The organism is Bacillus sp. 275, from assembly GCF_001999205.1.
GTDB classification, from domain to species: domain Bacteria; phylum Bacillota; class Bacilli; order Bacillales; family Bacillaceae; genus Bacillus; species Bacillus velezensis.
Genome location: NZ_CP019626.1, coordinates 3,617,504 through 3,631,431, shown reverse-complemented (window position 1 = coordinate 3,631,431; position 13,928 = coordinate 3,617,504). Strand labels below are relative to the sequence as shown.

Annotated in this window: 12 protein-coding genes and 2 pseudogenes; 5 read left to right on the top strand and 9 right to left on the bottom strand. The window is 45.6% G+C overall.

Annotation, left to right across the window (positions count from 1 at the left end):
* Positions 1-14: 14 nt before the first annotated feature.
* The 5 genes from BZ167_RS18005 to fabD are packed head-to-tail and all read right to left on the bottom strand — an operon-like array spanning position 15 to position 5,704.
* On the bottom strand, positions 15-752 hold the full coding sequence (locus BZ167_RS18005; RefSeq protein ID WP_007408405.1) for an SDR family oxidoreductase: 738 nt from the start codon (positions 750-752) through the stop codon (positions 15-17).
* A gap of 14 nt (positions 753-766) precedes the next feature.
* Complete coding sequence (locus BZ167_RS18000; protein WP_015417775.1) at positions 767-2,131, bottom strand: long-chain fatty acid--CoA ligase; 1,365 nt, start codon at positions 2,129-2,131, stop codon at positions 767-769.
* A complete protein-coding gene (locus tag BZ167_RS17995; protein WP_003153264.1) occupies positions 2,128-2,400 on the bottom strand; it encodes an acyl carrier protein in 273 nt (90 codons plus the stop codon). The genes BZ167_RS18000 and BZ167_RS17995 overlap by 4 nt, the downstream gene beginning before the upstream one ends.
* 24 nt (positions 2,401-2,424) lie before the next feature.
* The gene (locus BZ167_RS17990) at positions 2,425-3,405 is read right to left on the bottom strand and encodes an LnmK family bifunctional acyltransferase/decarboxylase (protein WP_061860696.1); all 981 of its coding nucleotides are present in this window, start codon (positions 3,403-3,405) and stop codon (positions 2,425-2,427) included.
* A 40-nt stretch (positions 3,406-3,445) separates the two neighbouring features.
* Positions 3,446-5,704, bottom strand: a complete 2,259-nt coding sequence (fabD, locus tag BZ167_RS17985; protein WP_061860697.1) for an ACP S-malonyltransferase — start codon at positions 5,702-5,704, stop codon at positions 3,446-3,448.
* Between the two features lie 735 nt (positions 5,705-6,439).
* Between fabD and loaP the strand changes: the two genes are divergently transcribed.
* Positions 6,440-6,970, top strand: coding sequence for an antiterminator LoaP (gene loaP / locus BZ167_RS17975; RefSeq protein ID WP_007408401.1), 531 nt, complete (start codon positions 6,440-6,442; stop codon positions 6,968-6,970).
* 44 nt (positions 6,971-7,014) lie between these two features.
* On the opposite strand, the pseudogene BZ167_RS20205 reads toward loaP, so the two are convergent.
* A pseudogene (locus BZ167_RS20205) lies at positions 7,015-7,198 on the bottom strand (AzlD domain-containing protein); the annotation flags it as partial.
* Between the two features lie 5 nt (positions 7,199-7,203).
* On the opposite strand from BZ167_RS20205, the pseudogene BZ167_RS17970 reads away from it, so the two are divergent.
* The 3 genes and pseudogenes from BZ167_RS17970 to BZ167_RS17960 form a co-directional block, all read left to right on the top strand.
* A pseudogene (locus tag BZ167_RS17970) lies at positions 7,204-7,416 on the top strand (hypothetical protein); the annotation flags it as partial.
* A gap of 139 nt (positions 7,417-7,555) precedes the next feature.
* The gene (gene namA / locus BZ167_RS17965; protein WP_020956055.1) at positions 7,556-8,572 is read left to right on the top strand and encodes an NADPH dehydrogenase NamA; all 1,017 of its coding nucleotides are present in this window, start codon (positions 7,556-7,558) and stop codon (positions 8,570-8,572) included.
* A gap of 113 nt (positions 8,573-8,685) precedes the next feature.
* The gene (locus BZ167_RS17960) at positions 8,686-9,459 is read left to right on the top strand and encodes an alpha/beta fold hydrolase (protein ID WP_012117933.1); all 774 of its coding nucleotides are present in this window, start codon (positions 8,686-8,688) and stop codon (positions 9,457-9,459) included.
* 49 nt (positions 9,460-9,508) lie between these two features.
* On the opposite strand, the gene rpmG is transcribed toward BZ167_RS17960, so the two are convergent.
* Positions 9,509-9,658, bottom strand: coding sequence for a 50S ribosomal protein L33 (gene rpmG / locus BZ167_RS17955; RefSeq protein WP_003153246.1), 150 nt, complete (start codon positions 9,656-9,658; stop codon positions 9,509-9,511).
* Positions 9,659-9,733: 75 nt separating this feature from the next.
* Positions 9,734-10,660 (bottom strand): ribonuclease Z, encoded by a 927-nt coding sequence (gene rnz / locus BZ167_RS17950; protein ID WP_060674583.1) that lies wholly within the window; start codon positions 10,658-10,660, stop codon positions 9,734-9,736.
* A gap of 208 nt (positions 10,661-10,868) precedes the next feature.
* Here rnz and zwf point away from each other — a divergent pair, with 208 nt between their 5' ends.
* Entirely contained in the window at positions 10,869-12,338 is a 1,470-nt protein-coding gene (gene zwf / locus BZ167_RS17945) for a glucose-6-phosphate dehydrogenase (protein WP_003153243.1), read from the top strand.
* Between the two features lie 89 nt (positions 12,339-12,427).
* Here the strand turns inward: zwf and gndA are convergent, their stop codons facing one another.
* Positions 12,428-13,837 (bottom strand): NADP-dependent phosphogluconate dehydrogenase, encoded by a 1,410-nt coding sequence (gene gndA, locus BZ167_RS17940; RefSeq protein ID WP_007408395.1) that lies wholly within the window; start codon positions 13,835-13,837, stop codon positions 12,428-12,430.
* Between the last annotated feature and the right edge of the window lie 91 nt (positions 13,838-13,928).

Genomic DNA, 13,928 nt, shown 5'->3' with positions numbered 1-13,928 from the left:
AATTTTTCTGTGCTTTAACAAGTTAATCCGCCGTCTATTGCCATTGTCTGTCCGGTCATAAAGGACGATTCAGGAGAAAGCAGGAAACGAACGAGTCCGGTCATATCGTCTGTTTCGCCTAAACGTCCCATCGGCGTCCTTCTGATAATCTGCGATTTTTGTTTTTCCGGCATATTTTTCGTCATATCGGTGTCCACAAAACCGGGCGCAAGTGAATTGACACGGATTCCTTTAGACCCGAGCTCCCTGGCCAGGCTTCGCGTTAAGCCGTCAAGAGCCGCTTTGGATGCGCTGTAAACTGAAGTGCCTTTAAATCCTCTTGAGCCGATAATGGAGCTTATGTTAACGATTGATCCGGAATTTTGTTTCAGCATGACACGGGAAACGTTTCGGGTCAGCTTGATGACTGAACCGATATTCAGGTTGAGGATGCGGTCAATGTCTTCATCATTGGTCAGGGGCAGCAGCTGATCAAGGTTCAAACCGGCGTTATTGACCAAGCCGTCTATTCTGGAAAACTTGCGGTATACTTGAAGAACAAACTGTTTCATGGCGGCATCATCCGCCGCATCCGCCGCTTCCCAATAAAAGCGGCCGCGGTACTTTTCACTCTCTCTCAATGTGTTAATAAAATCAGATTCACTGCGGCTGAAAGCGGCTACTTTGTAATCCTCATCCAAAAGCGTCTGTACAATCGCTTTTCCGAGCCCCCGGCTTCCTCCGCTGACGACCGCTACTTTTCCGTTATTCATATTTGCCTCCTGTTTTACACGTTTCTTATTTTTTTAAATCGGTCATTAGACAGTTTCCGATCTGTAACAGAGATGATCTGCGGTATCTGATATGGCTGCAGCTTTTGTTTGCAATGAGCTACGGCCCGCTTTCTGAAAGATTTGATATCTTCCTCTTTTTCAAGCACGGCCTCTGCTGCGACAATCTCGCCCGTAATCGGATTTTTTCTTCCCGTTATGAGAACATCCCGGACATTCGGTATCTCCAGAAAGACGCTTTCCACCTCTGCCGGAAACACTTTCTCTCCGCCCACATTAATGATTTCACTCTTTCTTCCAAGGATTCTTATATATTCGCCGTCTGTTTCCACCTGGTCACCGGTGTCATACCAGCCGTCTTCATCGAAAGGTGACGGTGCGTTTAAATAGCCGAGCATCGCCGACTCAGAACGGACCCAAAGCGTGCCTCCGGTAATTTTGGTCTCTGTTCCGGCACCGCCCACTTTCATCCAAGTGGATTGGCTGTCTTTTGATTTCGTTGAGAATATACCCAGTTCAGTTAATCCGTATGTTTGTTTCAGCCGTACATCCGGAAACAGCCGGTGAATGCCGCGCAGCGTTGATTGGGGCATCGGTTCTGTGCCGTAAGTGATCAGCCGGAGTGAAGAGAGGTTATAGCCGGCATCCGCCTTGGACATCAGCAGCATGTTTAAAAAGGTCGGGGTTGCGGGGAGCACTTGGACAGCATGCTTGTCGACCGCCTGATAAACGGACTCCGGCGTTCTGCTGTCTGATGTGACGATGGTCCCCCCGTTAAACAGAATCGCAAACAGCGTATTAATGCCGCCGATATGATCCAATTTCAGAAAAATGAGCGTACGCAGCGGTTTTCTCTTCGCCGTTTTATATTTTTCAAGCAGCCGGCCGGCGCTTAACACGGATGCTTTGCTTTTGCCGGAGGTTCCCGATGTGAAAATAATAATGCCTGACTCCCCTCTCTCGCGCAGGTCATCAAGCAGAGGGTGGGAGGCGCTTTCAGAACCTTCACGAAGCGTCCAGCTGTCATTTTCATTTATTTCAATGATTTGATTCACTTTCGCGTCTTCAAACATATCGAGATGCTTTTCCCTTGATTCATTGCTGAGAGGGACAACGATATTTCGGTTTAACAAAAGCGCCATCAGCAAAAAAATAGCGTTCGGGGAATAATCCCCGATAAGCGCCACACATTCTCCTTCACGTATTCCGTTTTGTTCAAGTTCTTTCTGAAAAAAGCTAATTCGTGCCAGCAAATCATCATACGTAAAAGTCTGCCCTTTAAAAATGAGAAACTCACTGTCTTGCGTTTCCCTAAGCTTATCAGTCACCCAGCTGATATCTCCCCCGCTTTCTGTTTTCATGATTGAGCACTGTCCATATATTTTTGATAAATATCACAAATGCTGCCGACGGTTGTAATGCTTGAAATTGTTTCTCCTTGGGAAAAAGGATCTACTCCGGTTTCCATCTCCATCTGTGCGACTAATTGAGCGATATCCAGTGATGAGAAGCCCAGATCCTCTATGACTCTCACATCATCTCCCGCTTCGACGGCCCGATATGACTGCTGTTCTTGAATATCCTGAATGATTTGAGCGATGATCTGCTTCATTTCCTTGGTTTGTTCCATTTGCTTTCAGCTCCATTCTTCATTTTATAAACTTCTGATGACCCGCTTATAATCCGGAATATGATCTTGTGAAGAGGTCGGCACCGCCAGCAGCTTGTCCACCTTGGAAATGGCCAGCAATGTATGATTTCTTTTCATATAGACTTCAATCTGATAGCTGATTTTCGCCACTGAGATCATACCGAGGGACTCACCGTGAAAGTCGGGATCGCATTCTTCAATGTGTCCCGTCATATAAATATCAAGCTCTTCATCCGCAAAACAATTTCCGTAATAATACGTCTCTCTTTCAAGCAAAAATAAATGCCGCGCGATTGAAACCGGAAAACCCGGCTTCGACCGGCGCGTCATCCATTCAAATTCCGCCGCATCCATTATCTTGCTGAATTTCGCAAACACCATGGCATGCCCGGGCGCAGCATCCTGATCAACAGGAACCCGATATGAAACGGGGTCTGCTGTTTTGAGATTGCCCGGCTTCATACCGAAGGCGTCCGTTCTGATTTTCTTTGACCGCATCAGGGCGTAAGGCGGCTTGGCTAGCTTAGAAAGTTCCGCAATGCATTCAGCCTTAGGCGCTGAGACTTTGCGCGTCGAACCTTCTGTTTGTGTGACGTCGACGACAATTAAACTATTGGCTTTCATAGAAGGAAACCGTCCCCGGTCCCACTCGCTTTTATCAGAGCTGACCGCTCCTTTCGGCCCGAACAAATACTCAGATTCTAATATGGTTTCTCCAAACCGGGAGATATCGACTCCGACGGAAACCTCGTCCCATAATCGGTACTGATCAAGAGGCTGATCCGAAGGAACTTTAAGATGTGTCATAAAATAAGCCGGATACAAAATCAGCCCTTGGTGATCGGCCATCTGATCAGGCCGGAATCCCGTTCCGTCCGTTAAATGGTGACTGTGTGCGTTGCCGAATAACAGCAGCAGCGCGTACTCATTCAAATTCCCTAACCCCACATGGCTCATCGTTAATTCCTGATTTTCAATCAGCATGGTCTGTCCTCCGCAGAAAAAATGTAATGGCTGGTCATACTCAGCCTGTAATCGATACCAGCCTTTGCGCAAGAAGGCCGGCTGTTTCTTCCATGATCTGTTTGCCGATCAGATCGACATGCCTGTTTCTCCAATTTTCAAGCGGGGTTCCTTTCACCCATTGATTAAACGCGCCGAGCGCAGGGCCGCAATGAATTTGGTAATCTATTTTACTTTCGCTTTTTCCTTCCAGAGCGAGCCTTGTCGTATGAGAAAAATACCATTTAAATACCATCGCCATTTTGTGTTTCGGATTCTGTTCGGCTTTGGCGATCTGCTCAGGAGATTTATCACGTTTCAACTGCTCATACACCTCTTCAAAACTGCGCTGGAAATACTTTTCTTCAATTAATGTTTTCGTTTTTTCATCTATTTCATCTAAAGAATTGTATTGTCTGTACAAGTCAAAGAGTTTATTGGCTCTTGCCGGGAAAAACAGGCCTTTTTTCAGCACCTGCACCCTTGCTCCCGCTTCAAACATATCTCCCGCAGGAGCGTATGACGTATCCTGCACGTTCGCTTCCTGAAGCAGATCTTTCACTGAATCACTTGTCCCGGCTTCGACCGTGCATTGATTAATAGAACCGGTTCCGATAAATTCGGCGCCGAGCAGAAACGCGGCAGCAGCCGCTTCCGGAGTGCCGATGCCGCCCGCTGCGCCGATTCTTACTTTTTTCGCATAACCGTGCTTCTCCATCATGCGGTCTCTGAGTCTGATCATGGCAGGCATTAATGTATACGGAATCCCTTGGTCGGTATGCCCTCCTGAATCCGCTTCAACGCAAATGTCATCAGCCATCGGAATTTCTTTTGCAAGCGCCGCTTCCCCGGCTGTCAGCCGATTGTCAGACACAAGTCTTTCCAGCACATGAGCCGGAGCCGGATTCAGAAAGGCCTCAGCGACTTCAGGCCGGGATACTTTCGCGATGATTTTGTTTTGAACTGACACCGACCCGTCATGATTCCTGCTTAGTCCCCTTGCCCTGTATATAACAAGAGCGGGGGTTATGCCCATAAATGCCGATGCTTCAATAAGATGAATGCCGTTTTTCAAATATAAATCTATCATTCTGACTTCCTTGTCAGGTGACATCATATGATGAAGAAGATTCATTCCGAATGTTTCCCCTTGCCGCAGTGCAGACCGGATGGTTCCGATGGCCTGTCCGATCCGTTCGATACTCAATCCGCCCGTTCCGAAAAAGCCCAGCATTCCCGCTTTTGCCGCTTTAATGACCATCTGTTCCGAAGCAATTCCCCTGTACATGGAGCCCGTCATGTAAGCATATTGGACGTTATAATCTTTTTTAAAATCTTCGTTCCCTAATCTCATTCCCGCCGTTTTTTGCGGATCAGCTGCCGATACTTTAACATCAGCAGTATCAGACTCTTCTTTCGGCATAGGTAATGGGACGGCATCTTTTTTAATCTGACGCGTCAGTTTTGTCAGCACTTCCCCGGGCCCGACTTCTGCAATTTCATTATTTTCAAGTCCCATCAGACGGCGTATCGTGTCCGTCCACTTTACCTGATTGGTCATTTGCAAAGTCAGATTTGTTTTGATTTCATCATTCTTATAAGGTGCGGCATGAAGATTTGAGATCACCGGAAAACGAAGAGGCAAAAACGCCGTTTCTTCTAAATAATCCGCGAACTCTTTTTCAGCATCTTTCATATAGCGGGAATGGAAGGCGCCGCTCACATTTAAAGGAAGGTACATTCTCACGCCGGCTTTTTCAAAAACGGGGCCCGCTTTTTCAATGTCTTGTTTCGTTCCGGCGATCACAATTTGCGAAGGTGAATTGTGGTTAGCGATATCAATGCCGGTCAGATGATAATCGGATAGAACCTCTTTTACTTGTTCAGCGGTAAACCCCAAAACCGCCGCCATGCCTCCGGGAGCTGCCTTGCTCATGAGCTCCCCTCTTTTTTTCACAAGCTGCAAACCGGTCTCAAAATCAAAGCAGCCGGCCGCAAATAACGCATTATATTCTCCTAAACTGTGCCCTGCGGCGTAATCAGGCTCTCTGCCGGACTCTTTCATTTTCTTTAAATAACTGAGTGCACTCACCGTATATAACGCCGGCTGGGTAAATTGCGTTTTCCCCAGCTGGTGATTCGGATCCTCCAGACACAATTCTTCTATAGAGTAGCCTAATATGTCATCAGCCTGACGTGTCAGATCTTGAAATTCATCAAACAGTCCGGCTCCCATTCCTTTAAATTGAGAACCCTGCCCCGGGAACACAAACGTAAGCATCTTATCCTCATCCTTTCCGCATCGCCAATTTTGTACATCACATGTGGTTCTCCATACAAAAACGTCTCTTATATTCATATATTGACTGGTGTAAACACCGGCATAAAAATAAAAACACAAACGCGTTTGCGATTCAGCACAGGTTTAAAAATCGCAAACGCATTGTGTTTTCCTTTTCTAACATAATTTATATCAAGACATCTTGCTTGTTTACCGAATGTTTCGCATGACAAGCTGCAGTGCCAATATGCCCGAAAACAGCCATGACGGCACACTTCTCCCTTATCATGTATATGTAGATATATACACTACAATCATTTTTATAATCCCTATTTCCTCTTCAACGTGCCGAAACAGCGATTGAAATTTAATAGGTGCTTTACATCAATTTAATAAATTTAACAAATAGTTGCTATTTAAAGAGAATAATATCAATTTATAGATAATAATGTCAAGGCTTTATTTCGTTATTTTCTGACATTTATTCCACAGTTTTATATTCGGTGGACAGTCGGCATAATTGTTTCGGGATAAATGTCAGATAATTCCCTGAACCCTTTTCATGTCAAAGAAAATTTCATCGCTTCCCTGTCAATTGGGTCTATACTTATTTTTCATTTTCGTATATTATGTAAAAAAAAGACGAATTAGAAAAATTTTTAATCATTTTAAATACTATCCATTAAATACTTTCTTTGTATAATAATTTCTTATTATTCTAAGGAGGACCCAGTCATGAAATGGTACGCACTTTTTGTAGAGTCCGGAAAAGAAGAAACAGTTCAAAAATTTCTGCGTCTGCAGTTTGATGAGCAGGCACTCTACTCAATCATACCCAAGAAAAAAGTCACAGAACGAAAAGCCGGAATCAAATACGAGGCACTCAAAAAGATGTTTCCGGGATATGTGCTGTTTAAAACGAAGATGACAGAGCGGACATTTCATAAAATCAAAGAACTCCCCATTTCATGCAGAATCGTGAATAACGGCGCATATTATTCCAAAGAGCGTAAAACCTATTTCACGACAATTAAGGATGAAGAAATCCTCCCTATCATCAGGCTGATCGGAGAAGGAGACACTGTAGATTATTCAAAAGTCTATATTGAAAATTCAAAAGTAACCGTTGCCTCAGGGCCTCTTAAAGGAATGGAAGGCATTATTAAAAAGATCGATAAAAGAAAAAGACGCGCCAAAATCTGCCTGTCTTTTATGGGACTGGACAAAATGGTCAACGTCGGAATTGAAGTGCTCTCCAAACCCTAGCATTTCAATAAAAGCATCAACAGCATGTGCCGTTGATGCTTTTATTATATAAACAGACGAAAGCCCGACACCGAAATAACCCCGCTCACCACCGTCACGGTCAAACTTTTTGTTTTCAAGGCGATCACGATGGTCGGGATAAGCACGATCAAACCCGGCCAATTGATCAAAAGCGTTTGCTGTAAGAATGCAGACCGGCACATAAGAAAGCCACTTTAATACAGGCTGCGCCCATGACGTTACTGAATATTCACTTACAGCTGAAAAATATGAGCCCCGACGATTTCAGAGCCGCTCAAAAAAACGGAATATTCGGTGCCTTCGGCGCGGTGATCTTCATCAGCTGTATTTTCATCCTGACAAACTGGTTCAAAGGAGGCCACGCAGTCATCGGTGCGTTTCTCATCTATATTTGCTATATGATCGGCTGTAAATGCCTGTTATGAAGATACGGCCACGCTGTGTATAAAAAAATGCCCGTCCAGAACAATAAGAACGATGTGTTCAGTTGTGAGCAGTTTATATGACTGAATGATCATGAGTTGTTATAATCAATGTCTAAAAACATTCCGGGAGGCGAAATAAATGGCCAAAAAATTATTCACACCATGGACCGTTAAAGATGTAACGATCAAAAACCGTATCGTTATGGCACCGATGTGCATGTATTCCTCACATGAGAAGGACGGAAAACTGCAGCCTTTTCATATGGCGCACTACATATCGCGTGCAATCGGACAGGTCGGCCTGATTATCGTGGAAGCGACAGCCGTTAATCCGCAGGGGCGCATTTCCGATCAGGATTTGGGCATTTGGAGCGATGATCATATCGAAGGTTTTGCCAAACTGACGGAACAAGTGAAAGCGCAAGGATCTAAAATCGGCATTCAGCTTGCGCACGCCGGACGTAAAGCTGAGCTTGAGGGAGACATTTACGCTCCGTCAGCCATTCCGTTCGATGAGCAGTCCAAAACACCGGCTGAAATGACGACAGAACAAATTAAAGAAACCATTCAGGAATTCAAACAGGCAGCGGCGCGCGCGAAAGAAGCCGGCTTTGATATTATTGAACTTCATGCGGCACACGGCTACTTAATGCACGAATTTTTGTCCCCTCTGTCCAATCACCGTACAGACGAATACGGAGGCTCACATGAAAATCGCTACCGCTTCTTAGGCGAGACCATTGAAGCTGTCAAGGAAGTCTGGGACGGCCCGTTATTTGTCCGTATTTCTGCATCGGATTATACAGACAAAGGGCTGGACATTGCGGATCATATCGGTTTTGCGAAGTGGATGAAAGAACAGGGAGTCGACCTCATTGATTGCAGCTCAGGCGCACTCGTTCAAGCTGATATTAATGTCTTCCCAGGCTACCAAGTGAGCTTCGCAGAGAAAATCCGTGAACAGGCCGAAATCGCAACAGGCGCCGTCGGTTTGATAACGACGGGAACAATGGCGGAAGAAATTCTGCAAAACAACCGCGCTGACCTTATTTTTGTCGCAAGAGAACTTCTGCGCGATCCGCACTTTGCAAGGAGTGCAGCGAAGCAGCTGAATACTGAAATACCGTCACCGGTTCAATACGACAGAGCATGGTGATGAAGTGACAGCCGGAGTTTTTCGATCCGGCTGTCTCTTTTTTTATTTTTTGAGAAACGATTGCCGAAGCTTCTCCGTCTTCCCTATAGAACCAATTAGAGGGGATGACTCCAATGAAAGCAGCATGGATGGAAAGGACATATCTGATTGACGGGTGTCCGTTTTATACGAAACACCGTAAAGGCGCCGGCGAAGTGACGATCGTCTTTGAAGCCGGCTACGGCACTTCTTCTGAAACATGGACATCATTACTCGCTGACATAGATGAAGAATTTGGGGTTTTCACATATGACAGAGCCGGAATCGGCAAAAGCGGACAAAGCCGAAACAAGAGAACGGCGGACCACATGGTACAGGAATTAAACGCTCTTCTTCTGAAGGCCGGCGTCAAGCCTCCTTATCTTGTCGTCTCGCATTCATACGGCGCGATTATCAGCAGACTTTGGGCGAGCCGGAACCGCCGGGATATTCTCGGGATGGTGATGCTTGATCCGGTTTCTGAGGATCAGGAGACGAAAGTGCTTCCGCTTCTTCCCGAAGAAATGAAAGCCGCCTATTTGAAACAGTTCATATTGGAAGGATCACACGCGGAATTTTTGACGAGCCTTCGTCAGATCAAGCACCAGCAGATTCATTTCGGCGATATGCCGCTGTTGATTTTATCATCGGGAGAGCGGGATGAGCGTTTAAAGCACGCTCATGAACAATGGGTGAAACTGCACAGAAGCATGCTTGATGTCTCTTATCAAAGCGGATGGATTCAGGCCAAAAACAGTTCTCATGCCATTCACCACGATGAACCGCACATCGTCCACCTTGCCATTTATGATGTTTGGTGCGCGGTGCGCCAGCAAATGAATGCTCCTGCCTATCAGGCGGTAAACTGATAAAACAAAAGCCATTGTGCAACGGCACAATGGCTTTTGTTATCGTGATCTATTTTGTCTCACGATGCAACGTATACTTTTTCAACCGGGGTGAATACTTTTTCATTTCTAACCGGTCCGGATTCGTCCGTTTGTTCTTCGTCGTAATATAATTTCTGTCCCCTGTCTCTGTACAGGCCAATGTAACATTCACACGCATCATTTCCACCCCTTTAAATCGTAATTATTACGTTTTATTATATCTCATCAGAAAAAAATGTCAAGCGTCCATTTTTTAAGACCGCTCCACAGTGACCTCCATGAAGTCAAATGCGATCTTACTGTTTTCAAATACCGCTTTCGCCTCATGTTCGAGACGCTCTATCGGCGATTCACCCTGATACCTTGCGCTGATATGAGTTAAGATCAGCTGTTTGGCGCCTGCTTTTTTTGCCGTTTGCGCAGCCTGTTCTGTCGTCGCATGATAATAATTATGTGCGAGCTTTGCATCTTCCTTTGCAAATGTTGCTTCATGAACAAGCACATCCGCATTGCGCGCCAGCTCCGTTACCCGCTCTGATACCCTCGTATCCCCGGAAAAAGCGACGATTCTTCCTTTTTTCGGGGGTTCCAGAAAATCCCGCCCGTTAATGATTCTGCCATCGTCAAGTGTGACCGTTTCGCCGTTTTTGATTTTCTGATAGACGGGTCCGGGCGGGATATTCATTTCTTTCAATCTGCCGGCCTGCAATGCGCCGGGAATATCCTTTTCCTGAACCCGGTAGCCGAACGCTTCCACGCCGTGAATGACGGATACTGCGGTAACAATGAATTGCTCATCTTCAAAAACCGTCCCCTCTTCGATTTCATGTACGGTAAGAGGATACGTCAGATGAGTCGCCGTCACGTTCAGGCTTGTTTCGATAAAGGCTTTAATGCCTTTTGGCCCGTAAATCGTCAGCTCTTCTTCACCGCCCTGAAATGAACGGCTCCCCAACAGACCCGGAAGCCCGTAAACATGGTCGCCGTGAAGGTGGGTGATGAAAATCTTCTCAATTTTCCTCGGTTTGATTGTTGTATGTAATATCTGATGCTGAGTGGCTTCTCCGCAATCAAACAGCCATACGGAACGCCTTTCTTCAAGAAGCTTCAGCGCGACGGACGTTACGTTTCTCGTCTTTGCCGGCATGCCGGCCCCCGTCCCTAAAAATAATAATTCCACAATGCTTCCTCCTAGATCTTTGTACTACTAAGGATACAGGATCAGGCTGAAAATGTGAATTCACCCGGGCCTTCTCCGGCCTGATTAATTTTTTTCCGCAAACCGCAAAAAACAGGCTGAAATGTTTGCTTTCAACGAATTTTAGATTTAAAATGAAGGAAATATGCGGGGTTTTAAACCATGCTTCAGATAAAGTGAGGTACTCTAAGTGAAAACAAACGACAAACCAAAAGCAGTAATTGTAATATTTGGTGCCACAGGGGATTTGGCAAAACGAAAACTTTACCCATCAATTCACCGTTTATATAAAAATGGTCAAATTGGTGAAGAGTTTGCAGTTGTAGGTGTTGGAAGAAGACCTTGGTCAAACGAGGACCTCCGGGAAACCGTTAAAACGTCTGTTTCTTCTGCCGGGCAAAAAGACATAGACGATTTCACATCTCATTTTTATTACCATCCGTTTGATGTAACGAATCCGGGTTCCTATCAGGAGCTGAATGTCCTGCTTGATCAGCTTGAACATACATATGAAATTCCGAACAACAGAATGTTTTACTTGGCGATGGCTCCTGAGTTTTTCGGCACTATCGCAAAATCACTTAAAAACGAAGGTGTCACAGCGACAAATGGCTGGTCCCGTCTCGTCATTGAAAAACCGTTCGGCCATGACCTGCCGAGTGCGAAAGAGCTTAACAAAGAAATACGCGAAGCTTTCACGGAAGATCAAATTTACCGGATCGACCATTACTTAGGCAAACAAATGGTTCAAAATATCGAAGTCATCCGGTTTGCGAATGCGCTGTTTGAGCCGCTGTGGAATAACCGCTACATCTCAAACATCCAGATTACGTCAAGTGAGGATCTCGGCGTTGAGGATCGTGCAAGATATTATGAGAAATCAGGCGCACTCCGTGATATGGTTCAAAACCATATTTTACAAATGGTCGCTCTCTTGGCGATGGAACCGCCGATTAAACTGAACACGGAAGAAATCCGCAGCGAAAAAGTGAAGGTGCTGAGAGCTCTCCGCCCTGTCGCCCCAAACGAAGTGAGCGACTACTTCGTCCGCGGACAATACCAAGCGGGAACGATTGACGGAAACTCTGTACCAAGCTATACAGATGAGCATAATGTAGCACCGGATTCAAATACGGAAACATTCGTGTCCGGAAAGCTGTTAATCGATAACTTCCGCTGGGCCGGCGTTCCGTTTTATATCCGCACAGGGAAACGGATGAAAGAAAAATCAACGAAAATCGTCGTTCAATTTAAAGACATTCCGATGAACCTTTATTACGGCAATGAAACGAATGTAAATCCGAACCTGCTTGTCATCCATATTCAGCCGGATGAAGGCATCACACTATATCTGAACGCTAAAAAATTAGGCGGAGCCGCTCATGCTCAGCCGATTAAGCTGGATTACTGCAGCAACTGCAGTGACGAAATGAACACACCGGAAGCCTATGAAAAATTAATCCATGACTGTCTGCTCGGTGATGCGACAAACTTTGCCCATTGGGACGAAGTGGCGCTTTCCTGGAATTTCGTCGATGCGATTTCCGAAACGTGGGCAGCCGACAAAACCCTTTCTCCGAATTATGAAGCCGGGTCAATGGGACCGAAAGCTTCGGACGATCTTCTTGAAAAAGACGGTCTCCACTGGTGGAATATATAAGAAAACATTAAAAACCGCGGCGCCGTTCATGACGGCCCGCGGTTTTTAATATCAGAAAAGCCCCCGCAATAACTGCGGGGGCTTCTTCATTACTTCATCCATTCAGTATGGAAAATGCCTTCTTTATCTGTGCGTTCATACGTATGCGCGCCGAAGTAATCACGCTGCGCTTGAATCAAGTTTGCAGGAAGCACTGCCGTACGGTAGCTGTCGTAATACGCAAGTGCGCTTGAGAACGAAGGTACCGGTACGCCTTGGGCTACGGCAAGTGAAATCACTTGGCGAAGGGCGCCTTGGTAGCTTTCTGCAATGTTTTTGAAGTAGCTGTCTAACAGCAGGTTGTCAAGCTCCGGTTCACGGTCATATGCGTCTTTGATCTTTTGCAGGAACGCCGCGCGGATGATACAGCCGCCGCGGAAGATCATCGCGATTTCACCGTATTTCAGATCCCAGTTATATTCTTCAGACGCGGCTTTCATTTGGGCGAAGCCTTGTGCGTAAGAACAGATTTTACTCATGAAGAGCGCTTTTCTGACCGCTTCAATCAGCTCTTCTTTATTTTCAGTGACCGGCTTAACGTCTGGTCCGGACAGAAGGCTGCTTGCTTTCACACGCTCTTCTTTCATTGCGGAAATGAAACGCGCAAAAACAGATTCAGTGATAATCGGAAGCGGCACGCCTAAGTCAAGAGCGCTTTGGCTTGTCCATTTACCCGTTCCTTTTTGGCCTGCTTTATCAAGGATCACGTCAACTAGCGGTTTGCCCGTTTCTTCATCTTTTTTAGTGAAAATGTCAGCCGTGATTTCGATCAGATAGCTGTCAAGCTCTCCTTTGTTCCACTCAGCGAATACTTCGTGAAGCTCTTCGGCAGACAATCCGAGCACCTGTTTCAAAATGAAATATGACTCAGAGATCAGCTGCATGTCACCGTATTCGATACCGTTGTGCACCATTTTTACATAGTGCCCCGCTCCGTCCGGGCCGATGTATGTCGTACAAGCTTCTCCGTCCACTTTAGCAGAAATGGCTTCTAAAATCGGTTTTACGAGTTCGTGCGCTTCCTTTTGGCCGCCCGGCATAATAGAAGGCCCTTTCAGCGCTCCCTCTTCACCGCCTGATACACCCGTTCCGATAAAGTGAATGCCGCTTTCGGCAAGCTCTTTGTTCCGGCGCTGTGTATCTTTATAGTATGTATTTCCGCCGTCAATCAAAATATCGTCTTTTTCCAGATGAGGAAGAAGAGATTGAATCGTCGCATCCGTTGCAGTTCCCGCTTTAACCATTAATAAAATTTTACGGGGTGTTTCAAGAGACTGGACAAACTCCTCAATGCTGTATGTACCGACAACATTTTTGCCTTTTGCCTCTTCTAAAAACTCTTCCGTTTTGCTGCTTGATCTGTTGTATACAGACACAGAAAATCCCCGGCTTTCGATGTTAAGAGCCAGATTTTTACCCATTACCGCAAGACCGATAACTCCGATTTGTTGTTTTGACATATTCTAACGTCCCTTCTTCAAACGTTTAACCATTTTAAAATTTAAATTAAAATAAAATGATATTTATACTAAAGAAATTATCATACATAAC

What these genes read in the sequence shown, in the direction of transcription:
- loaP (WP_007408401.1), top strand. Translation starts at nt 6,440, where the DNA reads ATGAAATGGTACGCACTTTTTGTAGAGTCCGGAAAAGAAGAAACAGTT.
- fabD (WP_061860697.1), bottom strand. Translation starts at nt 5,704, where the DNA reads ATGCTTACGTTTGTGTTCCCGGGGCAGGGTTCTCAATTTAAAGGAATG.
- BZ167_RS17990 (WP_061860696.1), bottom strand. Translation starts at nt 3,405, where the DNA reads ATGCTGATTGAAAATCAGGAATTAACGATGAGCCATGTGGGGTTAGGG.
- BZ167_RS18005 (WP_007408405.1), bottom strand. Translation starts at nt 752, where the DNA reads ATGAATAACGGAAAAGTAGCGGTCGTCAGCGGAGGAAGCCGGGGGCTC.
- BZ167_RS17960 (WP_012117933.1), top strand. Translation starts at nt 8,686, where the DNA reads ATGAAAGCAGCATGGATGGAAAGGACATATCTGATTGACGGGTGTCCG.
- rpmG (WP_003153246.1), bottom strand. Translation starts at nt 9,658, where the DNA reads ATGCGTGTGAATGTTACATTGGCCTGTACAGAGACAGGGGACAGAAAT.
- namA (WP_020956055.1), top strand. Translation starts at nt 7,556, where the DNA reads ATGGCCAAAAAATTATTCACACCATGGACCGTTAAAGATGTAACGATC.
- gndA (WP_007408395.1), bottom strand. Translation starts at nt 13,837, where the DNA reads ATGTCAAAACAACAAATCGGAGTTATCGGTCTTGCGGTAATGGGTAAA.
- BZ167_RS17995 (WP_003153264.1), bottom strand. Translation starts at nt 2,400, where the DNA reads ATGGAACAAACCAAGGAAATGAAGCAGATCATCGCTCAAATCATTCAG.
- BZ167_RS18000 (WP_015417775.1), bottom strand. Translation starts at nt 2,131, where the DNA reads ATGAAAACAGAAAGCGGGGGAGATATCAGCTGGGTGACTGATAAGCTT.